The sequence below is a fragment of the Microbacterium commune genome, from assembly GCF_014836945.1.
In the GTDB taxonomy this organism is placed as follows: Bacteria; Actinomycetota; Actinomycetes; order Actinomycetales; family Microbacteriaceae; genus Microbacterium; species Microbacterium commune.
Genome location: NZ_JACSPX010000001.1, coordinates 424,575 through 446,856 on the forward strand (window position 1 = coordinate 424,575; position 22,282 = coordinate 446,856).

General features: G+C 65.3%; 24 protein-coding genes. 12 read left to right on the top strand and 12 right to left on the bottom strand.

All coding sequences use genetic code 11. From position 1 onward, the window contains the following. Positions 1-10: 10 nt before the first annotated feature. Positions 11-1,900 carry an ABC transporter ATP-binding protein gene (locus tag H9633_RS02010; protein WP_177243864.1) on the bottom strand — a complete coding sequence of 630 codons (1,890 nt, stop codon included), beginning with the start codon at positions 1,898-1,900 and terminating at the stop codon, positions 11-13. Positions 1,901-2,047: 147 nt separating this feature from the next. On the opposite strand from H9633_RS02010, the gene H9633_RS02015 reads away from it, so the two are divergent. Together H9633_RS02015 and H9633_RS02020 are read left to right on the top strand one after the other, a co-directional pair. Next, complete coding sequence (locus H9633_RS02015) at positions 2,048-3,523, top strand: MDR family MFS transporter (protein ID WP_071644618.1); 1,476 nt, start codon at positions 2,048-2,050, stop codon at positions 3,521-3,523. Between the two features lie 42 nt (positions 3,524-3,565). Further along, entirely contained in the window at positions 3,566-4,150 is a 585-nt protein-coding gene (locus H9633_RS02020) for a carboxymuconolactone decarboxylase family protein (protein ID WP_191711910.1), read from the top strand. 6 nt (positions 4,151-4,156) lie between these two features. Here H9633_RS02020 and H9633_RS02025 read toward each other — a convergent pair whose 3' ends face one another. Continuing rightward, complete coding sequence (locus H9633_RS02025; protein WP_191711911.1) at positions 4,157-4,363, bottom strand: hypothetical protein; 207 nt, start codon at positions 4,361-4,363, stop codon at positions 4,157-4,159. A gap of 104 nt (positions 4,364-4,467) precedes the next feature. Here H9633_RS02025 and H9633_RS02030 point away from each other — a divergent pair, with 104 nt between their 5' ends. Together H9633_RS02030 and H9633_RS02035 are read left to right on the top strand one after the other, a co-directional pair. Then, positions 4,468-4,953, top strand: coding sequence for a DUF6328 family protein (locus tag H9633_RS02030; RefSeq protein ID WP_071644615.1), 486 nt, complete (start codon positions 4,468-4,470; stop codon positions 4,951-4,953). Positions 4,954-5,096: 143 nt separating this feature from the next. Continuing rightward, entirely contained in the window at positions 5,097-5,387 is a 291-nt protein-coding gene (locus H9633_RS02035) for a Fe-S cluster assembly protein HesB (RefSeq protein ID WP_191711912.1), read from the top strand. A 92-nt stretch (positions 5,388-5,479) separates the two neighbouring features. Here the strand turns inward: H9633_RS02035 and H9633_RS02040 are convergent, their stop codons facing one another. Then, complete coding sequence (locus tag H9633_RS02040) at positions 5,480-6,052, bottom strand: Dps family protein (protein ID WP_071644627.1); 573 nt, start codon at positions 6,050-6,052, stop codon at positions 5,480-5,482. A 175-nt stretch (positions 6,053-6,227) separates the two neighbouring features. Between H9633_RS02040 and H9633_RS02045 the strand changes: the two genes are divergently transcribed. Together H9633_RS02045 and H9633_RS02050 are read left to right on the top strand one after the other, a co-directional pair. Continuing rightward, on the top strand, positions 6,228-6,794 hold the full coding sequence (locus H9633_RS02045) for a 1-acyl-sn-glycerol-3-phosphate acyltransferase (protein ID WP_071644613.1): 567 nt from the start codon (positions 6,228-6,230) through the stop codon (positions 6,792-6,794). A 7-nt stretch (positions 6,795-6,801) separates the two neighbouring features. Then, positions 6,802-7,272, top strand: coding sequence for a GNAT family N-acetyltransferase (locus tag H9633_RS02050; protein ID WP_071644612.1), 471 nt, complete (start codon positions 6,802-6,804; stop codon positions 7,270-7,272). On the opposite strand, the gene H9633_RS02055 is transcribed toward H9633_RS02050, so the two are convergent. Beyond that, positions 7,247-8,314 (bottom strand): tellurite resistance/C4-dicarboxylate transporter family protein, encoded by a 1,068-nt coding sequence (locus H9633_RS02055; RefSeq protein WP_071644611.1) that lies wholly within the window; start codon positions 8,312-8,314, stop codon positions 7,247-7,249. The genes H9633_RS02050 and H9633_RS02055 overlap by 26 nt on opposite strands. A 22-nt stretch (positions 8,315-8,336) precedes the next feature. Continuing rightward, complete coding sequence (locus H9633_RS02060; RefSeq protein WP_071644610.1) at positions 8,337-8,906, bottom strand: alpha/beta fold hydrolase; 570 nt, start codon at positions 8,904-8,906, stop codon at positions 8,337-8,339. Between the two features lie 107 nt (positions 8,907-9,013). Between H9633_RS02060 and pdxH the strand changes: the two genes are divergently transcribed. Both pdxH and H9633_RS02070 read left to right on the top strand, forming a co-directional pair. After that, entirely contained in the window at positions 9,014-9,628 is a 615-nt protein-coding gene (gene pdxH / locus H9633_RS02065; RefSeq protein WP_191711913.1) for a pyridoxamine 5'-phosphate oxidase, read from the top strand. Continuing rightward, entirely contained in the window at positions 9,625-10,320 is a 696-nt protein-coding gene (locus H9633_RS02070; protein ID WP_191711914.1) for a mismatch-specific DNA-glycosylase, read from the top strand. The genes pdxH and H9633_RS02070 overlap by 4 nt, the downstream gene beginning before the upstream one ends. A 52-nt stretch (positions 10,321-10,372) precedes the next feature. Here the strand turns inward: H9633_RS02070 and H9633_RS02075 are convergent, their stop codons facing one another. Further along, positions 10,373-10,543 carry a hypothetical protein gene (locus H9633_RS02075; RefSeq protein ID WP_191711915.1) on the bottom strand — a complete coding sequence of 57 codons (171 nt, stop codon included), beginning with the start codon at positions 10,541-10,543 and terminating at the stop codon, positions 10,373-10,375. A gap of 10 nt (positions 10,544-10,553) precedes the next feature. Continuing rightward, the gene (locus H9633_RS02080) at positions 10,554-11,141 is read right to left on the bottom strand and encodes a dihydrofolate reductase family protein (RefSeq protein ID WP_191711916.1); all 588 of its coding nucleotides are present in this window, start codon (positions 11,139-11,141) and stop codon (positions 10,554-10,556) included. 313 nt (positions 11,142-11,454) lie between these two features. On the opposite strand from H9633_RS02080, the gene H9633_RS02085 reads away from it, so the two are divergent. Then, the gene (locus tag H9633_RS02085) at positions 11,455-11,826 is read left to right on the top strand and encodes a hypothetical protein (protein ID WP_191711917.1); all 372 of its coding nucleotides are present in this window, start codon (positions 11,455-11,457) and stop codon (positions 11,824-11,826) included. A gap of 85 nt (positions 11,827-11,911) precedes the next feature. Here the strand turns inward: H9633_RS02085 and H9633_RS02090 are convergent, their stop codons facing one another. Continuing rightward, complete coding sequence (locus tag H9633_RS02090; protein ID WP_191711918.1) at positions 11,912-12,481, bottom strand: AAA family ATPase; 570 nt, start codon at positions 12,479-12,481, stop codon at positions 11,912-11,914. An 83-nt stretch (positions 12,482-12,564) separates the two neighbouring features. Here H9633_RS02090 and H9633_RS02095 point away from each other — a divergent pair, with 83 nt between their 5' ends. The 3 genes from H9633_RS02095 (at position 12,565) to H9633_RS02105 (ending at position 15,371) form a co-directional block, all read left to right on the top strand. Then, the gene (locus tag H9633_RS02095) at positions 12,565-13,107 is read left to right on the top strand and encodes a hypothetical protein (RefSeq protein ID WP_318247170.1); all 543 of its coding nucleotides are present in this window, start codon (positions 12,565-12,567) and stop codon (positions 13,105-13,107) included. A gap of 672 nt (positions 13,108-13,779) precedes the next feature. Then, a complete protein-coding gene (locus tag H9633_RS02100; protein WP_191711919.1) occupies positions 13,780-14,913 on the top strand; it encodes an XRE family transcriptional regulator in 1,134 nt (377 codons plus the stop codon). Continuing rightward, on the top strand, positions 14,910-15,371 hold the full coding sequence (locus H9633_RS02105; protein ID WP_110919380.1) for a DUF4411 family protein: 462 nt from the start codon (positions 14,910-14,912) through the stop codon (positions 15,369-15,371). The genes H9633_RS02100 and H9633_RS02105 overlap by 4 nt, the downstream gene beginning before the upstream one ends. Before the next feature lie 129 nt (positions 15,372-15,500). Here the strand turns inward: H9633_RS02105 and H9633_RS02110 are convergent, their stop codons facing one another. The 4 genes from H9633_RS02110 to H9633_RS02125 all read right to left on the bottom strand — a co-directional run bounded on the left by H9633_RS02110 (position 15,501) and on the right by H9633_RS02125 (position 22,173). Next, positions 15,501-18,434 (bottom strand): type I restriction endonuclease subunit R, encoded by a 2,934-nt coding sequence (locus tag H9633_RS02110; RefSeq protein ID WP_191711920.1) that lies wholly within the window; start codon positions 18,432-18,434, stop codon positions 15,501-15,503. 2 nt (positions 18,435-18,436) lie between these two features. Beyond that, positions 18,437-19,480: a restriction endonuclease subunit S domain-containing protein gene (locus tag H9633_RS02115; protein ID WP_191711921.1), complete on the bottom strand. Its 1,044-nt coding sequence runs from the start codon at positions 19,478-19,480 to the stop codon at positions 18,437-18,439. 308 nt (positions 19,481-19,788) lie between these two features. Continuing rightward, a complete protein-coding gene (locus H9633_RS02120) occupies positions 19,789-21,759 on the bottom strand; it encodes a type I restriction-modification system subunit M (RefSeq protein WP_191711922.1) in 1,971 nt (656 codons plus the stop codon). A gap of 198 nt (positions 21,760-21,957) precedes the next feature. Further along, positions 21,958-22,173, bottom strand: coding sequence for a helix-turn-helix domain-containing protein (locus H9633_RS02125; protein WP_110919384.1), 216 nt, complete (start codon positions 22,171-22,173; stop codon positions 21,958-21,960). Positions 22,174-22,282 lie beyond the last annotated feature (109 nt).

Below are 22,282 nucleotides of genomic sequence, written 5' to 3' on the forward strand. Positions count from 1 at the left end.
GTCGGAGCTCTCAGTCCGTCGGGCTGGCGTCCATGCGGGCCGAGGCCATCTGCTGGGCCGCCAGGGTCGAGTAGAGCCCTCCCCTGCTGAGCAGCTGCGTGTGGGTGCCCGACTCGACGATGCGGCCGGCCTCGACGACGTGGATGGCGTCGGCGTCGATCACGGTCGACAGGCGGTGCGCGATCGACAGCGTCGTGCGGCCCCGGGCCGCGGCATCCAGCGCTTCCTGCACGACGCGCTCCGAGACGGTGTCGAGAGCCGAGGTGGCCTCGTCGAGCAGCAGCACGGGCGGATCCTTCAGCAGCACGCGGGCGATGGCGATGCGCTGCTTCTCCCCTCCCGACAGCCGGTAGCCCCGCTCGCCGACCACGGTGTCGTATCCCTGGTCGAACGACATGATCACGTGATGGATGTTCGCCGCGCGGCACGCGCGCTCGAGCTGCTCGTCTGTGGCATCCGGCTTCGCGTAGCGCAGGTTCTCGCGGATCGTCGCGTGGAACAGGTAGGTCTCCTGCGAGACGATGCCGATCTGATCGATGATCGACTCCTGCGTGAGCGACGTCACGTCAGCGCCCGAGAACTCGACGGTGCCGCCGGAGGCCTCGTACAGGCGCGGCGCGAGGTAGAGGATCGTGGTCTTGCCGGCTCCGGACGGCCCGACGAATGCGACGTGCGTGCCGGGCTCGGCGACGAACGAGACGCCGTCCAGAGTGGGGCGCGCGTCGGGCGTGGCATCCGGGTAGCGGAACACGACATCCTTGAACTCGATGCGGCCGCGCGGTCCGGGTGCGTCGGCGACGTCGATCGCGTCGGGTGCGTCCTGGATCTGCGGCACCATGTCGAGGTACTCGAAGATGCGCGCGAACAGCGCCGCAGAGGTCTGCAGATCGAGGGCCACGCGCATCAGGCCCATCAGCGGCATGAGCAGCCTGGCCTGCACGGTGGTGAACGCGACGATCGCCCCGGCGGTGATCTCGGGTGCGCCGCCGGTGAGGAAGAAGCCGGCCACCAGGTAGACGATCGCCGGCACGCTGGCCATGATCACCTGCACGACCGCGAAGAACCCCTGACCGCTCATCGCCCGTCGCACCTGCAGTCGGACCTGGTTGCGGTTCTCCGCCTGGTAGCGCACCGACTCGGTGCGCTGGCGGTTGAACGACTTCGACAGCAGGATGCCCGACACGCTCAGCGTCTCCTGCGTGATGCTGCTGAGCTCTGACAGCGACTCCTGGGTCTCTCCGGCGATGCGTGCGCGCACCTGCCCCACCCGTCGCTGCACGAGCACCAGGATCGGCATGAGGATCACCGCGATGAGCGTCAGACGCCAGTCGATCAGCAGCATCGCGACGAGTGACGCGATCACCGTCACGGTGTTGCCCAGCACGCTGGTGACGGTGTTGGTGAGCACGCCGGACACACCGCCGACGTCGTTCTGCAGCCGCGACTGGATCACTCCGGTCTTCGTGCGGGTGAAGAAGCCCAGCTCCATCGCCTGCAGATGTTCGAACAGCCGCACCCGCAGGTCGCCGGTCACCTCGTTGCCCACGGTGGAGGTGAGCCAGGTCTGCGTCACGCCCAGCACGGCCGACAGCAGGAACAGCCCGATCGTGATGCTCACCAGCATCGTGAGCAGCGGGATGCGCGGGCCGCCGCCGTCGAGGGGGAAGAGCGCGTCGTCGAAGATGCGCTGCACCAGCAGCGGCGGTATGACGGCGATGCCGGCCCCGACGACGACCAGCATCGCGGTCAGGGCGAGGCGACCCCGGTAGGGGGTGAACAGCGCGGCGACGCGTCGACCGAGACCCGGCACTTTGGGGGCGGCGGCGTTCATGCGTCGTTGCGCGGCCTCGTCGACGCCGCGGAAGACGGCGCCGCGTCCTCCTCCACCACCCATGCTCATCCCTTCAGGCTAGTCCGCAGCAGACGAGGGAATACCGCAGCGGAGGCGCGGGTTAGGATGGACGGCTGCGTCCGCTCACACTCGCCGCTCGGCCGCTGCCCGCTCCGTCGGGTGCCTTCTGACTCACCACCACCTTCGAGGAGACCCATGTCTGCCGTTCGCACCGGGTCGACTCCCGTCGCTCGTCCTTCCGCGGGCCTCATCCCCGCCAGGGACATGGCCGTGATCTGGGTGCTGCTCGCGGCCGCCTTCGTCGCCATCCTCAACGAGACGACCATGGGCATCGCGATCCCCCATCTGATCACCGATCTCGGGATCACTCCCCTGGCTGCGCAGTGGGTCACGAGCGCATTCATGCTGACCATGGCGGTCGTCATCCCGATCACCGGATTCCTGCTGCGTCGCTTCACGACGAGGCAGATGTTCCTCGGTGCCATCACGCTGTTCTCCGTGGGAACCCTCGTCGCCGCCCTCGCGCCGGGTTTCCTCGTGCTGCTGGTCGGCCGCGTCGTGCAGGCGTCCGGAACGGCCGTCATGATGCCGCTGCTGATGACGACCATCATGAACCTCGTGCCCGCGTCGTCGCGTGGCCGGATGATGGGCCGGGTGAGCATCGTGATGTCGCTCGCGCCGGCGATCGGGCCGACCATGTCGGGGTTCCTGCTCGATCACTTCGGGTGGCGGGCCATCTTCGTCGTCGTGCTGCCCATCGCCCTGATCGCGATGTTCATCGGGTGGCGCTGGCTGACGAACGTCGGCGAGACCATGCGCGCCCCGATCGACGTGCTCTCGGTCGTGCTGTCGGCCTTCGGCTTCGGCGGGCTCGTGTTCGGCCTGAGCCAGATCGGCAGCCTGGGCACCGGCGCCGGTTGGGCGCCGATGATGGTGGCGCTCGCCGTCGGCGTGGTCGGGCTCGTTCTCTTCCTCTGGCGTCAGGTGCTGCTGCAGCGGCGCGACGCCGCGCTGCTCGACCTGCGGGTGTTCGGCTCGAAGGATTTCTCGCTGTCGATGATCCAGATGTTCCTGCTGTCGCTGGCGTTCTTCGGCAGCATCACGGTGATCCCGCTCTTCCTGCAGGATGCCCTTGAGCTGAAGGCGCTGGAGGCGGGCCTGATCGTGCTCCCCGGTGCGCTCGCGATGGGGCTGCTCGGACCGGTGATCGGTCGCATCTACGACAGCCACGGCACCCGCATCCTGCTCATCCCCGGGTCGATCCTCGCCGCATCGATGCTGTGGCTGTTCACGACCGTGACGGTCGACAGCTCGATCTGGCTGGTGCTCGCAGCGCAGACGCTGCTCTCGGTGGGTCTCGCCCTGTCGTTCACCCCGCTGTTCACCGCGTCGCTCGCGTCTCTGAAGCCGAAGTTCTACTCGTACGGCAGCGCGGTGATCGGCACAGTCCAGCAGGTCGCCGGCGCCGCGGGCATCGCCGTGATGGTGGCCGTCTTCACGGGGATCGTGAACGCCGGGGGCGGCACCGAGGTGCCCGAGGCCGTGGCCGCGGGTACGCGCACGTCGGTCACGATCGGCGCGGTCATCGCGACGGTGACGATCATCGGCGCGTTCCTCATCCGCAAGCCTGAGGACGACGACGAGGGCGCACCCCCGCACGCCGCGCACTGACACCCCTACCGCCGGTGCGGGCTGCGGAGTACCGTCCGCTTCATGATCATCACCACCCCGGCACCCGAGAGCGCCAGCGACGCCGTCGCGCAGATGTACGAGGAAGACATCGCCGCCGACGGCTTCGTGCATGCCTACACCGCCGCGATGGCGGTGAATCCCGAGGCGCACGATGCGTTCGTCGCGCTGGTCAGAGCCGTGGTGCCCTCGATCGGCGTTCGCATCTACGAGGCTGCCACCCTCGGCGCCGCACGAGCCATCGGCTCAGCGCACTGCCTGATCGCGCACGGACGCAAGAGCATGACGGCCGGCGTCGTCGACGAGGCGGGCCTGCGCGCCTTCGCCGCCGACGACGACTCGGCGTTCACCGATGCCGAGCGGGCGGTGATCCGCTACGCGGAGCGGCTCTCGTCGTCGCCGCAGGACATGACGGATGCCGATGCCGCGGCGCTGCGCGAACACGGCCTCACCGACCGGCAGATCGTCGACATCACGCTCGCCGCCGGACTGCGCAACCACTTCAGCCGCTCGCTGATGGCGCTCACGGTGCCGCTGGATGACGATCCCCTGATCGCACCGGAGCTCGCCGCTGCACTCCGCCGTCGAGCAGAACGCCGGGCGCAGTAGACGGGATCAATCCGAGTCAGAACCGGATGCCTCGGCGTCGACGGCGTCGACGGTGTCCTGAGCGCCGGCCGCTTCGTCGGTGCTCGTCGATGCGGTCGGCAGCGTGCAGTGCCCGTCGGCGCACACGCCGACAGCATCCGTGCCGACCATTCGCAGTCCCGGCGGCGCGGCGAGCGGTCGCGACGGGATCTCGGGTGCCTGGTTCTCTGGCATCCCTCGATGGTACGCCTCTGCCGAACCGCGGGGTCGAAACGACCGGATCGCGCCCGCGCAAGCCTCTCGTCCCACACGCGAGCGGGCGTGTAGCGTCCGATGTCATGAACGACCCGCACGCCGATGCCCAGACCGACGGCCGCGACGAGACCGCCGCTGAGCGCGCCGACCGCAACTGGGAGGAGCTCATGCAAGAGCTCCGCGTCATGCAGACAGGCACGCAGATCCTCACCGGCTTCCTTCTCGCCGTCGCATTCCAGCCGCTGTTCCGAGAGCTCACCGACCAGCAGCGCATCCTCTACATCGTGCTCGTGCTACTGGCGGCGACCGCGAGCATTCTCTCGCTCGCGCCCGTCGGGATGCACCGGGTGCTGTTCGCCAAGGGCCGCAAGCCCGAGCTCGTGCGCATGGCGCATCGGCTGGTCAAGGCGAACATCTTCGTCGGCGGCGTGCTGACGGTCGGTGTGACCGTGCTGATCATCGACTTCACCTTCGACCACGTGCTGGCGCTGATCGCCGGCGGAATCGGACTGCTCGCGATCCTGCTGCTGTGGATCGGGCTGCCCCTGGTGCTGCATCGCCGACGGTGACAGCGCGTGGGCTGAGCGCGCACAGGCGTCAGGTGTGAAACCCCTCAGAGTCGGGCGCTGAGCTTGAACCGGGTGCGCAGGTGCGGAATCGTGGCACGCACATCGCGCCGTACGGTGTGGTGTCCGCAACCGGAAGGAGAGCCATGCTCACCCTGACCGAGAACGCAAACACGATCGCGGCGACCATCGTCGCCCAGCAGAGCACGACGTCGGATGCCGGACTCCGCATCCACTCGTCGGGCACCGAGACCGAGCCCCGCTTCGCGGTGACGGTCGCCTCCACGCCCGAACCGGGCGACTCGATCATCGGCGACGAGGACATCCGCGTGTTCCTCGAGAAGGCCGCCGCAGAGGCCCTCGACGACAAGGTGCTCGACGCCTCGGTCGACGAGCAGGGCGCGGTGTCCTTCAGCCTCATGCCGCAACCGGCCTGAGTGCCGCACAGAGTGAGGACCGTCACCCGATCGGGTGACGGTCCTCACTCTGTCTCAGGGTCACGACGTCTCAGGCTCACGACGTCTCAGGGTCACGACGCGGGCGTGCGGTTCTCCGCGCTGACCATCCAGGCGTACTGCTCGAGCTTCTCGATGATCGCGTGCAGCACGTCCGCCGAGGTGGGGTCCTCGTCGTCGACCTGGTCGTGCACGCGGCGGATGGTCGCCACGGTCGCCTCCAGCCGCACCGTGATCAGGTCGATCGTGTCGGTCGTGGAGACCTCGCCCGTCGGGAACTCCGGCAGCGTGGTCGCTTTGGCGACGGTCGCACTGCGCCCGTCCGGGGCTGCGTGCAGCGCGCGCATGCGCTCGGCCACGGTGTCGCCGAAGCCGCGCGCCGCGTCGATGATCTCGTCGAGCTGCAGATGCGTGTCGCGGAAGTTGCGCCCGACCACGTTCCAGTGCGCCTGCTTGCCCTGCACGGACAGCTCGATGAGGTCGACCAGCACGGCCTGCAGGTCGCGGATCAGCTCGGGTGAGGCCTGGAACCCCTTCTCGGCGTTCTCCAGCGGCGTGGTCTCGGCGGCATCCTTCGCCTTCGCCGAGTCCTTCGTCTTGGTGCCGGAGTTCTTCGACTTCTGGGTCGCGGTGCTCTTGGCTGCCATGAAAACCACCTCTGTCTTCTGCGCGGCGCTGGGCGTCGCACGGTCGGTTGTGTGTTCCGCCCGAAGCTAACATCGGCCGCCTGGCCCGCTGAGGGGGTTGATTTCCCCGCGCCGACACGCCACGGTCTCACGCGCCATACCGCTGTCCGCATGGCGGCTGTCGTAGCGTGGACGGATGCTTCGACGTCTGACCGCACGGATCTTCTGGCTGTGCAGCCGCTGGACTCTGCGCTCCGAGCCCGCACCGCAGCGACCGAGCATCCTCATCGGCGCTCCGCACACGTCGAACTGGGATTTCGTGCTGATGCTCGCGATCTCCTGGCGTCTGGGGATCGACGTGCGGTGGCTGGGCAAGAAGAGCCTGTTCCGCGGCTGGCGCGGTCCGCTGATGCGCGCGCTGGGTGGCATCCCCGTCGATCGCGACGATCCCGGCCGCGTCGTCGCCGACGTGGTCGCGATGGCGCGACGCGGCGAGGTGTTCGGTCTCGTGGTCACCCCTGACGGCACTCGCCGGGGCCACACGCACTGGAAGTCGGGCTTCTACCGGATCGCACGTGAGACCGGGATGCCGGTGACCCTCGGCTATGTCGACCGCACGACCATGACATCCGGCCTCGGCCCGACCATCGAGCTCACCGGCGACACCCGGGCGGACATGGATCGCATCCGGGCGTTCTACGCCGACAAGGCGGGTCTGCGCCCGGAGCACCGCGTCGAGCCGCGCCTGCGCGAAGAGGGATGATGGAGGCATGGCCGCTCTCGACGTGACGTACGCCCCCATCTCGACCGACGACGCCGGAGAGGTGCTGACCCTGCAGCGGGCGGCCTTCGTGTCGGAGGCCCAGATCTACGGCAGCGTCGACATGCCCCCGCTCACGCAGACCCTCGAGGCGGTTCAGGCCGAGCTCGCCGACTGCTACGGCTGGACGGCGCGCGTCGGCGCCAGAATCGTCGGCGCGCTGCGCGGACGCATCGACGGCGACCTGCTGCTGGTCGGCAGGATCGCGATCGCTCCCGACATGCAGGGTGAGGGCATCGGCCGCGGACTGCTGGATGTGGCCGAGCGCGAGAGCGGCGCCGCACAGGCGGAGCTGTTCACCGGCAGCCTGAGCGAAGCGAACATCCGCCTGTACGAGACGTGCGGCTACCGCGTCAGCGAACGCGTGCCGCAGGGCGACGGCACCGAGCAGATCTTCATGCGGAAGGATCTGCGCGGCTGAGGGAGGGTGCTCGCCGCGACGGCCAGACCGTCCGGCCGGCGTGGTGCAGCATCGCGACGAAGACGACCGCCCACACGATCACGGCGATCACCAGCCCCACACGGCCGACCGCGCCCGCGGCAGGCAACCGGTCGGCCCGCGCGAGCGATTCGGATGCGACGGCGAACATCCCGATGGGGAACACCATTGACCACAGCGTCGGCACGTAGCGCAGCGGCACGCGGTGCACACCGTGACGCCACACCCCCGCCCCCACGAGCAGGGGGATCAGCCAGAGGCAGAAGACCCAGAAGATCACGACCGTCGCGGCGATCAGCGGGCGCACCGCGTCGACGATCGGCGTCTGCGGCATCCCGACGATGCTCGCCCCGGCGACCACGGCGATCGCGAGTGCTCCCATCGCCACCCAGTAGGCGGGATCGAACTGCTGCGGCGTGACGCCGTAGTGCACCACCCGCAGCAGCACGAGCATCGCGATCGCGGCGTACAGCACCACGCCCACCGACCACGCGAGAACGGCGAGCACGCCGATCCAGATCGCCATCTCACTGCCGGCCGGCGGGTGCAGCTGGGTCATGCTGATCGCGAGCGACTGGCTGGCGACGGCCCAGATGAACCAGGTGCCGTTGGCGCGTGCCAGGATCGGCCTGCCGTCGCGTGTCATCAGCACCTGCCACGGAAGGAGGTACCCGAACACGACCCAGATGACGCCGGCGAGCAGGAACAGCGGGACGGCGAGCGCCATGAGCTCTTCCCGGGCGAAGCGCACGCCGAGCACACCGGAGGCCGCGACCACGGTGAAGAAGGCGAAGGCCTTCTCGGGGTCGCGCAGGTCTGCCACGACGTTCTGCCCGAATGCGATCGCCCGCCAGAGGTACAGGGCCCAGAGCACGACGTACAGCGCGCCGGCGAGCCACATCAGAACGACCGAGAAGGAGTGGATGCCGAGGTCGTGCAGTCCGATCGAGACGATCCCGGTGCCCATCACGGCGGCGAAGTACCCGGGCGCCAGGTCGGCGATCGCTTCGCGCACCCTGTTCATCGTCGGCTCTTCAGCGGGAGGGTCAGTCCCAGTCGAGGTACTCCTCGATCACGACGGCGGTCTCGATCGGGTGCGTCGCGACGAAGTAGTGGTCGGCCTCGGGGATGCGGGTGATGGTTGCCCGCTCGGGAGCCGTGGCCTGCAGCGCCTCGGCGTTCGCGGCGGGCGTGACGTCATCGTTCTCCGCCTGGATGATGAGCACCGGGATGCCGGGGGCGAGGGGGATCTGCTCGTCTTCGACGCCCAGCATGAGCAGTCCGTTGACGCGCTCGGGGTGGTCGATCGCGAAGGTGCGGGCGATGGTGCTGCCGTGACCGTGGCCGCCGATCCAGGTGTCGTCGATGCCGAGACCCTCGATCACGGCCGCAGCGTCGGCCGCGCGGTCTGCGATGGTGATGCCCTCGACGTCCGCCCGGGATCCGATGCGCACGACGCGGAATCCGGCCTCTTCGGCGAGGTAGTGCGAGATGACGCCGAGTCCGTCGGCCTCGAGGCTGCGGTTGGTGACCAGCACGAGCGTGACGGGACCTTCACCCTCATCGAGGAAGGGGACGGCGCGGCCTTCGGGCTCGAAGATGAGGGGCTGGGTCACGATGTGTGCTCGCTTCCGGTCGGTCGGTGGCGCGTCGATGGCCTCTCCCAGCGTACCGGGAGGCGGTCATGGTCACCGAGTTGACGCGGATCGGGCACCATGGGTGCATGCCCTCTGCTGCGCTGCCGCCCACCCCGTTCCCGCTCTTCGACGAGTGGTTCGCCGAGGCGCGCAGCGCCGAAGCATCCGACCGTCCGTTCTCGGCCACGGCGATGACGCTCTCCACTGTCGCGCAGGTCGAAGACCAGTGGCGGCCGCGTTCGCGCATGGTGCTGCTGAAGGACTGGGACGAGCGGGGTTTCGTGTTCTTCACGCACACCGACTCCGATAAGGGCCGAGAGCTCGCCGCGCATCCGTACGCATCGCTGGTGTTCCACTGGCCCGAGCTCGAGCGGCAAATCCGGGTGGAGGGGGTGGCGGCGCCCGTCAGCCGCTCCGAGGTGGAGGCGTATCACGCCACCCGCCCGCGCGGGTCGCAGCTGGGTGCCTGGGCGTCGCGGCAGAGTCGCCCCATCAGCGATCGGGCGGAGCTGGAGGACGCCGTGGCGCGGGCGGCGGAGCGGTTCGCTGACGCCGAGGTGCCCGCACCGCCGCACTGGGGTGGGTTCCGGATCGCGCCCGAGCGGCTGGAGTTCTGGCAGGGACGTCGATCGCGCCTGCACGAGCGACTCGTCTACAGCCGCGGCGAGTCTGGCTGGACGACGGAGCTGCTGGCCCCGTGAGCGCTTCCGGCTCCGCGGCCGACGCACTCCCGGCCGACTGGTCGCCCTGGCGTGCGCCGTCGCCGCTCGACGGACGGCGCCCGAGCCCCGTCGATCTCGCCCACGCGGCTGCCGCGTGGCTCCGGCGCGATGACGTGCTGCCCTATCCGACCGACGCCGAGTCCGCCGGCCGCGTGCGGCTGCTGATGGTCGGCATCAATCCCAGGCCGTGGACGATCGCCGTCAACGCGCCGTTCGCGCGTCTGGGAAACCGGTTCTGGTCGTCGCTGGCCGTCGCGGGTCTCACCGACGAGGTCGTGGACGCCTCGCGCGGCCTGTCGTCCGCGGACGAGCGGATGCTGGCCGCGCACGGCATCGGCATGACGAACCTCGTCGCCCGCCCCACGGCGCGCGCTGACGAACTCGAGGCGCACGAGCTGCACCTGGGTGGGCGCCGTCTGCTCGAGCGGGTGGGCGTGCTGCGCCCCCGTTCTGTCGCCGTCGTCGGCGTCACCGCGTTCCGCACCGCGTTCTCCGTGCCGCGAGCCCGCATGGGCGCGCAAGAGGTGGGCGCGCTCAGCGGATGGCCGAAGGATATCCCGCTGTGGGCGGTACCCAACCCGAGTGGGCCGAACGCGCACGAGACGGTCGAGAGTCTCGGGGAATGGTGGCGGAAGGTGTGGGCGGCGAGCGCACCGTCATCCGCGCCGTAGCGAGACGGCCGCGCTGCGCGACGGGGCGTCGAGTCTCCGCGAAGGGCTGGTGTCAGCTGCCGGAGCGGTGGGCGGAATGATCGGCGACGTCGGGCTCGGCTCGCAGGATGTCGGCGATCTCCTCCTCCGGCCGCGGCGCGATGGTCTCGTCCGCCTCGATCTCGGGAACGATTGGCTCGTGTCGGTCGTCTCCGAGGGGAGACTCGTGAATCGGTTCGGACATCGTCTCTCCTTCATTCGGCACCGGCAGGATCCACCCGCGCGGCTTGGTAGTGCAGCATTGTGAAACCGTTCTCGAAGACGCGACTCTCGATCAGACGCAGATCCAGACGCGCATCCTCGGGCAGCGCCCGCAGTCCGCCACCGAGGATCACCGGGACGATGAAGAAACGGAAGTCCCGTACGAGGCCTGCACGGATGGCCGGCGCGGCCGTCGTCGGCCCGAAGATCTCCACCTCCCCCGACGCATGCTGCGTGATACGGCGGATCTCGTCGAGCGTGAGCTGCGTGACGAGCCTGTGGTTCTCGCGCGTGACCTCGTCTGAGGTCAGCGACGATGACGCCGCGACGACGTCGAGTCCCTGCCACAGCCTCGCGAACTCACGTTCGTCGTCGCCCCAGACCTCCCCCTCGGGCTCCGCCTCCCAGTAATGCATCAGCTCGTACGTGCGCCGCCCGAGGATCTCGGTGGAGATCGCGGCCATCCGCTCGACGTGGAAACGGAACACCTGCTCGCTCGGCGCACCGAATTGGAAGTCGCCGTCGGGGCCGGCCGCGTACCCGTCGATCGAGATGGTCGCGGCGTAGCTCAGAGTTCCCATAGCCCATGCTCGCGCCGTGCGGTCGGATACGCAATCACCGCCGGTGCATCCGTCGAAGCTCTGCACTGCCCCACGACCGGGTCGCGACTGCTCGCGCGCGAGAGCCGGCTCACGAGAAGAGCTGACGCAGCGCGTCCGGGTCTCCGGCGTCGACGACCTTCTGCACGGCGTCGATGGTCGTCTGGTTCGAGAACATGGGCCTCAACGTGCCGTTCCACACCCTCCGCACGGCATGCTCGCAGAACGTCCCTGCGCCATCCACCACATCTCGCAGCGATCGAGCGTCTGACTCGAGTCCGACGACAATGGCTTGATGACAGAGCACACGCGCAGGCGGCTGAACTTCCTCATGCTGGGACACTCGCCTGATGGTGCGACCGGTTGGCCGCATCCAGCGACGATCACCGTGCACCCGCGCGGCGAGACGACCCTGATCAACTTCTCGATGGGTCCGCACATCGCGAATGTCGGCGGACAGGTGCCGATCACGCGCGTGATCCACGACGGCGAGCTGAACGAGACCTTCGCCGAGGAGTTCGACGCCTGCGAGGCACGATGGCTCGTGCCGCACCTGGCCCGACTTGCCGCGGGTGAGAACCTCACCGAAGACGACCTCACCCTGGCATATGAGGCACGGTTCGGTCGCCGCCCGAAGACGGAGACATCGACCGACATCACGTTCTGAGCGGAATGGAGCGGCTGTCAGATGTAGAAGCGGAAGTCCACCACATCACGTTAGTGGTAGGCATTTCACCGGCTGACTCGTGCGCTCACTGCTTCGCGCTGAGGCGGGACACGAGCCCGCGTGCGACCTCATCCGCCGTTCGTGCTGTCGTATCTAACTCCAAGACCTCATCTGACCACACCGCGTAATCGGCACGACGCCGCTGAACGTCCGCCCACGTCGGCTCGCCGACATGGGCGAGACCACGATCCCTGTTGCGAAGCCGCTGCACGTGCGTTCTTGCGTCGGTGATCACGAGGTGCACGAAGTCGAGCCGCGCGCCCGTCCGCAATGCCGCAGTCCGCCAGGTCTGCCGAGCCTCTTCACTATCGTTCACCGCATCGACCACGACGCTGCGACCGAGTTGCAGATTCAATTCCGCCATCGCGCGAGTCGCCTCGTACGCGGCTACGCCGACTTGCCAGCTCGCGGGCAGTCCGCAAGAGAGCATCGACTCCTCCACCGCGTCGATGGACAGGTGAATGGAGCCCCCGAGTGCAGCAGCGATCTCAGCGACGCTGGTCTTTCCGACCCCCGGAAGACCAGAGATCACGACAAGATGACCACTCACGCGATCCGCAATCCGGCATTGTCTGTGATCGTCGGCAATCTTCACCTCCGGGCCGTGGCTGCAGTCCAGTCTACGATGATGCGTTTCGTCTCGCGGAGACCCGCACTGAGCGAGCGAAGCGAGACGAAGTGTCGCTCGACGACCGGGTTGGCTCAGACGTTGAAGCCGAACTCCACCGGGTTACGTCACCGTTAGCGGTGTGCACGGTGGCGGTCGAACGCGGAAAGATGGAGAGCATGTGCGCCACCAATCTGTGGGCGATCAACGCTGCAGCCTTCACTTCGGAATTCCAACGATTCACCGAGGATAAGCTGGGCGTGCCTCCCCTGCGAACCACCATGCGCATAGCCTCTGGTCGAGTGCGGGGCTCGTCGGCGGTATTCACACTGACCCGCCGGATGTGCGACTGCGACAGTCTCATCGGGCGTCGCAACGACGCGCCGGTCCACGGTGAGATCGACGCCGACGCGTGGCTCGGGTGGTTGCGCGAGATGCCGGACCACGTCACGAACGTCTCGCGCATCGCAGTACTCCGCGCGTGGAGCCCTGAGGACGACGATGTCGTGCCCTCCCACGATCGAGGTGTCCGAGTAGCAGATCTCACCGAGGACGTGCTCCGCGACATCCGCGACGACAGTCTGCTGACTATCGACTACCCGCGGATGGCCTGAGCCCAGGCCACTTCCAAGCGCCGTTCAGTTGTTGAAGCGGAACTCCACCGCATTCCGGTGATTGCGGAACCTTTGGCGCTAAGGCTGCCCCATGGCTGCCGGGGAGCGGGCTTCTAAGCCTCTGACCTGGGGGTTCAGGGGTGTCGCCGCCTCGCAGGCACTCCATCGACGGCTGCCGACCACGATAGCACCCGAGGTGACTGGCGGGCCGATGGAGAACTGGCTGGCGCAGGCTGTTGTACAGGCTGACCGTCACGCACGCCTACGCAGCTCTGCAAGCTGGAACTACAGGTTCGCCCTACCGCCAACGCTCGCCTGGTACGGGCACTCTCCGTCGTGGTTCCGCCAGTCGCACGCGTGGGGACCCTCATGGTGGTGCCAGCCGAAGTATCGACCAGCGTCTTCGGACCAGTGCTCACAGCGGATGACCTTCGGCGCGCGCTCGGCGTCATCAGTAGCCATGGGTCCATGATCCCACGCCGCATCGCCGAAACCGCCGGCGCAGGAGCGCCCCCAGGCTCCGCAACGACAGCGATCAGCAACGCTAGCGCTGATACGACGGGAGCGCCGGACTGATAGCGCTGGAGGGTCAGTGCCTAAACATATGATTGGGACAAGGTTACTCGCACCCGGCCTGCCGCCGCCGGCCGTCACTCAGGGAGGAGCAACGCCATGGCACGCGCACCCATCAACGGGGCCACACTGACTTGGGCGCGCTCCGTCATGCACCTGGATGCCCAGGACGTGGCCAGCGCCGCTGGCACGACCCTCGAACGGACACTTGCGTTTGAGTCTGGCGACGAGCAGCCGACCCTGAAGCAGCTAGAGAAGATTGCTAAGAAGTTGGACCGGACAATGGCCTTCTTCTTCGCTCCTCCGCCAACGTCCACGGACGTTCCACAGACCCCAGACTTTCGTGGGCGTGGAGCGGAACCCCTCCCACCCCTTCTGGCGCGCGAAATGCGTCGCGCGGAGCAGCACCGCGACACAGTGTTGGACCTCCAGGGAGCGCCGGAGCAGACAGCCCGAGTGGGTTCCATTAATTGGGACACGTACCGCAAGCGTGCCAGCGAGCTCCGTACCCATCTCGGTCTCCGCGAAGAGTTCGTCCCCCCCGAGAATGGCCAGAACCAGGTACTGAACTTTTGGCGAGGACTGCTGGAGCACCATGGCTACCTAGTGTTCCAGACGACCAAGGTGCCTCTCAGCACATTCCGAGGCCTGTCCATCCAGCACGATTCCTTGCCCGTTATCATCCTTAACGGATCCGATTCCAACAACGGCAAGGTGTTCACCCTCTTCCATGAGGTGGCACACCTTGCCAACAAAACCAGCGGGCTGTGCGATTTGGATGAGGACGTGAATGAAGAGGCCATCGCTAATGCGTTCGCAGCGAACTTCCTCATGCCCTACAAGCAGGTCACGGCGTTGGTACAGACCTTGGATGGAGAGCCCAGCGACCTAGCATCCAAGGTAGCGGCGCGCTTCAAGGTCAGCTTTCTGGCCGCCGGCATCCGCCTCCGGACATTGAATGTAATTGACGACGACGATTTGGAATTCATCTGGCGGGAGAGTGACGCAGTCTGGGCCAAGAGCCGAGCGGACCAGAAGGCAAAGACCGGCGGGCCTGCCCCCTGGCGCGTGCGTTACCGAGACCTTGGCAGCACATATATCGGCACCGTGGCGCGTGCCGTGGAGGACTCCCGAGTTGACTGGATGGACGCCAGTTACCTCCTGAACGCGCGCATTCCCATGGTCAGACAGATGTTTGAGGAGTATTACCGGACTGAGGGGAGTAACCAGTGAGCTACACCCTCGATTCAAACATTCTCATTAACATGGAGCGGCTCTACCCCCGCGACATCTTCCCGACCCTATGGGCTTCAATCGAAGGCCTCGTGAGCCAAGGAGAGGCCTGCATCTGCGAAGCAGTCCTCCGCGAGTTGGAGCGAGGTGACGACGACCTCCACACCTGGGCAAAGAATCTTCACGGGTTCCTATGCGCAACGCATCAAGATGAGGTGTTGACAGTGGCCGCCATCACTCAGGCCCACCCCGAGTGGGTGAGCGGGACACAGAATGATGCCGACCCCTGGGTCATTGCCCATGGACTTCAAGAGCAACGGGTGGTGGTTACCGAGGAGAACCTAAAGGGACCCAATACCCCGGACCGGAACCAGAAGATCCCCAATGTTGCATTGGAACACGGGGTAGCGACCATGAAGTTCTTCGGATTCGTCAAGGCGCAAGGCTGGTCCTTCTAGCCGCTATGCAAGCCTGCAGCCGCCCGCTGCAGGTTTGCAACGGAGTAGTCCGAGTGTCGAGACCAAGCTTTAACAGGCCACGTTTGCTGCCCGGTGGTACCGAGAGAAAGGCCTGCAGCACAGAAGTGCTCAAGCACTCTTTCTGTAAGTCGCGTTAAATACCGCGCTCGCGAGCCACTGCTTGAAGCTGCTGTTGTCCTGGAACTCCTTGAAGAGCTGAGTGTCGTCGGAGATGAGGCGTAGCATGACCTGGTTGAGTGCACGGTCGCTCTCGACGCGGGCGTTAACTGGATCGTCGTTGGCCTGCGCGTTCTTGTAGGCCTCGTCCTCGGACACCAGCCGCGGGATCTCTTCGGTGATGAACCGTTGCACACGATCAGCATCGTTCCACTCGATGTTGCCGAAGTGATCGTTGAAGCTCCGCACAATCGCTGAGAGCCTCTCGAGCTCTGGGTCTGAGCGGTGCCCACCACCGGCGGCTGGCACCGGATCGAGAGTGCCATCCTCATCGTCAAGGACGATCTTCATGGCGCTGAGCTTCTCGGCCCGGTACGACTCCAGATCGATATTCTCCAGGATGCCGGCCGAGAGGTCCTCCTCCTTCGGCGCGGGCAGCTTAGGCACCAGGTGATCGAGGAAGATTGAATGCTTCTCCCACTCGCTGCTCCCGTACGGCAGCACAGTCGAGAGAAAGTTGTAGGTGCGCAAGAACGCCTTCGCACCGCCCTTGAACGCCACCTGATCGTCCTCGTCGGGCATCTCGATGTACTCCGCGACACTCACGTCGAGCAGCGGGTCGAGCTGGTCTCGGCTCTCGCCAGCCAGGTAGCGACTCACGAACTCGTCGATCTGCTCGAGCGTGTACACGGCGAAGGCGTCGAGATCGTTGACCAGGTCATGAAGCTTGTTGGCGTCGGTCTCCTCTGCCAGCACAGTCGTCCGGTAGTACGGCTCGAACGCACGCTGGATCTCGTCGGCATCGTTGGCGAAGTCGAGCACGAACGTATCGTGCTTGGCAGGGTGGGCACGATTGAGGCGCGACAGCGTCTGCACCGCCAGCACTCCGGAAAGTGCCTTGTCGACGTACATCGTGTGCAGCAGCGGTTCGTCGTATCCCGTCTGGAACTTGTTGGCGACGACCAAGATCCGGTATGGATCGGTCTTCACCTGCTCAGCGATGGCGTTGGAGGGGAAGCCGTTAAGGCTGGCCTCGGTCACCTTCATGCCCTTGTACTCGTGCTCGCCGGAGAAGGCGACGACTGCTCGATACGGGCTCTTGCGAGCGGCGAGTACCTCACGGATCGCGTGGAAGTACTCGATGCATCGTGCAATCGACGATGTCACCACCATGGCGCGGGCCTGCCCAGCGATCTTGCGCTTCGCCACCACCTGCGCGAGGAAGTGCTCGACCATGATGGCGGACTTCTGCGCAATGGCGTGCTCGTTGCCCTCGACGTACGCGCGGAGCTTCTTCGATGCACGCTTCGCGTCGAACTCGGGGTCGTCCTCGACGGTCTTCATCAGCTTGTAGTAGCTGCCGACGGGGGTGTAGTTCGCGAGGACATCGACGATGAAGCCCTCCTGGATCGCCTGCTTCATCGTGTACGAGTGGAAGGGACGGAATCCCGTGCCACCCTCGGCGTTCGGTACGGGCTCGCCGAACATCTCGAGCGTCTTGTTCTTTGGAGTCGCCGTGAACGCGAAGTAGCTCGCGTTCGGCAGCAGCTTCTTACCCTCGATGATCCGGTTAATCTGGTCCTCAACGGTGTCGTCTTCGATGTCATCAACACCGGCGAGAGCTCGGGAGACCGCTGCAGACGTCTTTGACCCCTGCGACGAGTGCGCCTCGTCGATCACGATGGCGAACGTGCGGTCCCGATGGTCCGCTCCGATGTCATCCAGGATGTATGGGAACTTCTGCACTGTCGTGACGATGATCTTCTTGCCGGCTGAAATCGCGCGGCGCAGGTCCCCCGACCGATCCGCGTGCACGACAGTCGAGCCCACCTGGAGGAACGACTTGATGGTCTGTGTGAGCTGGTTGTCGAGGATGATGCGGTCCGTGACGACGATGATCGAGTCAAAAGCGATGCGACCGTCATAGGTCGTCTCGGTCAGCTGATGGGTCAACCAGGCGATCGAGTTCGACTTGCCACTACCTGCAGAGTGCTGGATCAGGTACCGGCGGCCCGCGCCGTTCGCCTCGACATCGGCGAGCAGCTTTCGGACGACGTCGAGCTGGTGGTAACGAGGAAAGATCGCCTTTGAGACCTTCTTGCCGGTCTTCTGGTTCTTCTCGACGACGATCTGTGCGTAGTTCTCGATGATCCCCGCGAGGCTGAGCGGAGCAAGCACCTCCCGCCAGAGGTAATCGGTCATCACGCCGTCAGGGTTCGGCGGGTTGCCGGCCCCGTCCTTGAAGCCCCGGTCGAAGGGTAGGAACCAGGAGGAAGCACCTTTGAGCTGGGTGCAGAATCGGGCTCGCTGGTCGTCGAGGGCGAAGTGAGCGATGGTCCGGCCGAACGCGAACAGCGGCTCGCGGGGGTCCCGGTCGCGTTGATATTGCTGAACCGCGTCCTCGACCGTCTGGTTCGTGATGTTGTTCTTCAGCTCGAACGTGAACACCGGCAGCCCGTTGACGAACGCGACGAGGTCGACAGCGTCGCCAGTGTTGCTGACACTGTGATGGACCTGCCGAGTTATCACGAACCGGTTCGCGTGGAAGAGAACTGCTGCTTTGGGGTTCGCGGCGTCGGGCGTTGGATAGTAGAGATCTACATGCAGACCGAGGTGGTCGATGCCGTTGCGCAGCATGTGCACGACGCCACGGCGCGTGATCTCCCCCTGGAGCCGCGCAAGGAACTTGTGACCTGTGGGCGTGTCCGATGTCAGTCCAAGCGACTCAACGAGGTCGGGCTGGGTCGCCTCGACGAACTCAGTGAATTGGCCAAGATCGAGCGCGTAGGACGCAACGTATTCGGCAGCCGCGCCCTCCGCCCAACCACCGTCGACCATCTGGTCAACGATGAGCGCCTCCAAGCTCTCTTCATTGAGACGCCGCATGCTCAGTCCTCGCCTTCGCTCAGTGCTTCCTCAAGAACATCATCGATCGCTGAGACCGTGTTGTCGAACGACTCGGGTGCGTCCGGCAACGTCACTGCGATGGCACGAACGTCGACCTGGCCCGTCACGACATCAGCCACCAAGCGTGTGCGAAACTCCTGAAGTAACTCAATCTCACGCCGAGTTTTCTGCGTCACACTGTTGATCTTCTGCGCGGCGATGCGTGCTTGGCGCACGAAAGACGCTTGGGCCTCTGGCGGAGCCAGCGGGATACTGATTCTCTTCATTCGGCCAAGACCAAGGTCCTGGTTGGTCGCACCTCGAGTCTCGAGTTGTGACTGCTCATAACACGCTGGGGAGTTCAATACAATCTCGAGGAACTCCGGGGAAACTAAGTCCCTGATGAGCTTCAGAACGGCGATGTGCACCCACACCTGAAACCGCTCTTCGAGATCGACCGCCTTTGCCACCCCTGTTGTCCCACCCTTGGTGTATAGAACATCACCTTTCTCAGGACGCACTCGTCTGTCGAACTCAGCCGCGAGCCCCTCATCGACATACTTCAAGTCGTCGAACGACCACGCCCCCGGTCGAATGTTGCGGGCCGACAAGAATGGAACGCCTGAGTCCGAATACGTGGGCGAGAAGTGAGGACCGTCGACTGCGCGGTGAAGCACCCGCCCAAGAGGAACCACGCTCCACCCATTCCTCACCACCGGGAACCATCGATCCCCCGTGTTGACGTCGCCGCTCGAAATCAGGGTACTCACTTCGACACGTTTCTGCTCTTCGAGCAGGGCGATGAGGCGGCGTTTGGCGGCGATGGCCTTGTTGATTCGGGCGTTCGCGTGGGCTAGGTACTTCGCGATCGCTGCCTGTTCATCCGCCTGCGGTAGCGACACTTCGATGTTTCGCATGCGAGAAATGTCGAGATCCCACTGCCCGATCCGCACGCCGTCCGATGCTGCGCCGAATTTTGCCACATAGGGCTTGCTTCGCAAAAGATACTCGCCGAAACGCGGTACATCGAAGTCGGCTTCGAACACGAAGTAAGCGGGACTAACTATACCGTCTACCGGGGCGAGTCCCAATGAGCCCTGCCAGGCCTTCATCTTGTTTATGACTAAGTCTCCCGACCGTGCAACCTTGTAGTTACCAAGATCGTCAGGAATCGCATTGTGATTTGCATCTTCATCTGAACGGACGAATACGCCGCGTTCACGGGCGACGGTCAGGAGTGGAAGATCAGGCCTGTCCCTTTCGCTGCGGGGAGTCAGGAGCGATCGAAGAGATCGGGTTTCCCACGCATCCGCCGATCTATCCACCCGCGGAGGAGAAAACATTGACACTGCCATCAGTCCTCACCTGCGATCTCAGCGATCAGGTCTTCAGTCTCTGCCTCCAGTACACGGATGTCGGCCTGAATCTCAGCCAGGGTGCGCATCGGCGCGGGCTTGTAGAAATGACGAGTAAAGGAGATCTCGTAGCCGATCTTCGTCTTCGAGTCGTCGATCCAGGCATCAGGGGCGTATCGCTCGACTTCGCGACGGAAGAATGCTTCGACGCCGTCAGCATAATCACCCGCGGGCTCGTTGAGCGGTACCTGTTCGGTGTCGCGCAGCTCGATGTCGGGCTCGTACTCGACGACGCGGGCACGGCCGTCGATGACGGCTTCGTACCTCCCGTGCAGCGGATCCGGCGTTGCAGCGTACGGCAGTGCCTTGCGGATGAGAGGCGGAGCGCTCTCGTCGCGCACGCCGTCCTCCTTCAGCTGCTTGATCTCCTTCGCCGTGTAGACACGGTGCGGGTCGACACCGGCGATGCGCAACGGCCGCTCGACGGTGATCTTGTGGTACCCGAAGTCCACGCCGTCGAACACCTTCGAGTGATCGGTGTCTTCGTACTCGTCAAAAGCCGTGAACGCCTCGAGGACCTTGTCGGCGTCAGTCGAGCTGACCTCTACGCTCTTCTCGCCCAGGTTCTTGCGCAGCGGCGTGAACCAGTCGGTGGCGTTGATGAGCTGGACCTTGCCCTTGCGGCGATCTTCCTTGCGGTTGGAGAGCACCCACACGTACGTGGCGATACCGGTGTTGTAGAACATCTTCAGCGGCAGCGCGACGATCGCTTCGAGCCAGTCGTTCTCGATGATCCATCGTCGGATGTTGCTCTCGCCCTGGCCAGCGTCACCGGTGAACAGCGAGGAGCCGTTGTGCACCGATGCGACCCGGGAGCCGAGCTCGGTGCCCTGCTTCATCTTCGAGATCAGGTTCGCGAGGAACATAAGCTGGCCGTCGCTGCTACGCGTCACCAGCGAGAACTCGCTGTCATTGTCATGGTTGACGACAAACCTTGGGTCGATGATCTTCTTCGCGCCGCCGAGGCGATCCTGGTCTGTCTTCCAGCTCTTGCCATACGGCGGGTTGGAGAGCATGAAGTCGAACTCCTGCCCTGCGAAGGCGTCGTTCGACAGGGTGGAGTACTCCGGTCCGCCGACAATGTTGTCGGCCGCTTTGCCGTCGCCCTTGAGGATCAGGTCGGCCTTCGCGATCGCGTAAGTCTCGGCGTTAATCTCCTGCCCGTAGAGGTGCGTGGAGACCTTCTTGCCGGACAGCTCCGTCAGATGCTTCAGGGTCTCCTCGGCGACGGTCAGCATGCCACCGGTGCCCATCGCACCGTCGTAGAGCCGGTATGTACCCGACGGGATCGTGTCTGCGATGGGTTCGAACATCAGCCGGGTCATCAGGCGCACAGCGTCACGCGGCGTCCAGTGCTCTCCGGCCTCTTCGTTGTTCTCCTCATTGAAGCGACGCACCAGCTCTTCGAAGACGGTGCCCATCCCGTGGTTGTCCAGCCCCGCTGGGGAGAGATCAAGGTCTGGAGCGAGGAACTTCTCGATCAACGCACCGAGCGCGTCAGCCTTCGTAAGCCGAGGTAGCTGGTTACGGAACTCGAAGTTGTCGATGATCTCCTGCACGTTTGGCGAGAACCCGTCCAAGTAGGCCTCGAAGTTCTGCCGCAGGCGCGTCGAGTTCGACACGTGCCGCAGATCCTGCAGCGAGAAACCAGACGTGTTGTAGAAGTCCTGCTTGGCCGCATCGCGCAGCGGTGCGTCCTGGTCAGCGACGCCCGCCTCGTCCAGCATCTTCTTCATCGCCATCACTGCATCACGCGTCGGGCCAAGGACGCTGTCCAGGCGACGCAGGACCGTGAAGGGAAGGATCACGTCCCGATACTTGCCTCGAACGTAGAGGTCGCGGAGGACATCATCAGCGATATTCCAGATGAGCGCCGCGATTCGTGCGTGGTTGATGGAGCTGTGTGGCACGGGGATCCTTCACTTGTGACTAGACAACCTGCCAAGCGGCGGGGCGACGAGACTGGTACTAGTGACGCCGCCCAACCACCACTGAAGGTAGACGGCACCACGGACATTCTCTCAGCTCGCGTGAAGTCTTGCCTGCCCGGTCAGGCATCCACGATGCTCACCCCGTTCGCCATGCAGGACCAGCACACGCAGCGGACATCACCGGCGAACGATCAGTGCGTGCGCCTCGACGCCGAGTTGCTCCGCTAAGGCGTCGACCGAGTCCAGGGTGAGGTTGCGCTCCCCACGCTCGATGCCGGCAAGGTACCGAGTCGAGACACCGAGCTCCTCGGCGAGACCTTCCTGCGACAGATGCCGCGCAAAGCGCAGATCGCGCACCTGCGCTCCGAGCACCTTTTTCAGCGGATCTGTCACACAACCAGCCTCAGGTCTGGTAGTCATAACTTCCAGGAAGTTATCGCTTCCAGTTACGGTCACGGCAGGGTCGCTCGCGACTCGAACTGGGCCGCATCAGACCTCGAAG

Coding starts and splice junctions, on each gene's coding strand:
- H9633_RS02010 (WP_177243864.1), bottom strand. CDS start 1,900: ATGAGCATGGGTGGTGGAGGAGGACGCGGCGCCGTCTTCCGCGGCGTC.
- H9633_RS02015 (WP_071644618.1), top strand. CDS start 2,048: ATGTCTGCCGTTCGCACCGGGTCGACTCCCGTCGCTCGTCCTTCCGCG.
- H9633_RS02020 (WP_191711910.1), top strand. CDS start 3,566: ATGATCATCACCACCCCGGCACCCGAGAGCGCCAGCGACGCCGTCGCG.
- H9633_RS02025 (WP_191711911.1), bottom strand. CDS start 4,363: ATGCCAGAGAACCAGGCACCCGAGATCCCGTCGCGACCGCTCGCCGCG.
- H9633_RS02030 (WP_071644615.1), top strand. CDS start 4,468: ATGAACGACCCGCACGCCGATGCCCAGACCGACGGCCGCGACGAGACC.
- H9633_RS02035 (WP_191711912.1), top strand. CDS start 5,097: ATGCTCACCCTGACCGAGAACGCAAACACGATCGCGGCGACCATCGTC.
- H9633_RS02040 (WP_071644627.1), bottom strand. CDS start 6,052: ATGGCAGCCAAGAGCACCGCGACCCAGAAGTCGAAGAACTCCGGCACC.
- H9633_RS02045 (WP_071644613.1), top strand. CDS start 6,228: ATGCTTCGACGTCTGACCGCACGGATCTTCTGGCTGTGCAGCCGCTGG.
- H9633_RS02050 (WP_071644612.1), top strand. CDS start 6,802: ATGGCCGCTCTCGACGTGACGTACGCCCCCATCTCGACCGACGACGCC.
- H9633_RS02055 (WP_071644611.1), bottom strand. CDS start 8,314: ATGAACAGGGTGCGCGAAGCGATCGCCGACCTGGCGCCCGGGTACTTC.
- pdxH (WP_191711913.1), top strand. CDS start 9,014: ATGCCCTCTGCTGCGCTGCCGCCCACCCCGTTCCCGCTCTTCGACGAG.
- H9633_RS02075 (WP_191711915.1), bottom strand. CDS start 10,543: ATGTCCGAACCGATTCACGAGTCTCCCCTCGGAGACGACCGACACGAG.
- H9633_RS02080 (WP_191711916.1), bottom strand. CDS start 11,141: ATGGGAACTCTGAGCTACGCCGCGACCATCTCGATCGACGGGTACGCG.
- H9633_RS02085 (WP_191711917.1), top strand. CDS start 11,455: ATGACAGAGCACACGCGCAGGCGGCTGAACTTCCTCATGCTGGGACAC.
- H9633_RS02100 (WP_191711919.1), top strand. CDS start 13,780: ATGGCACGCGCACCCATCAACGGGGCCACACTGACTTGGGCGCGCTCC.
- H9633_RS02110 (WP_191711920.1), bottom strand. CDS start 18,434: ATGCGGCGTCTCAATGAAGAGAGCTTGGAGGCGCTCATCGTTGACCAG.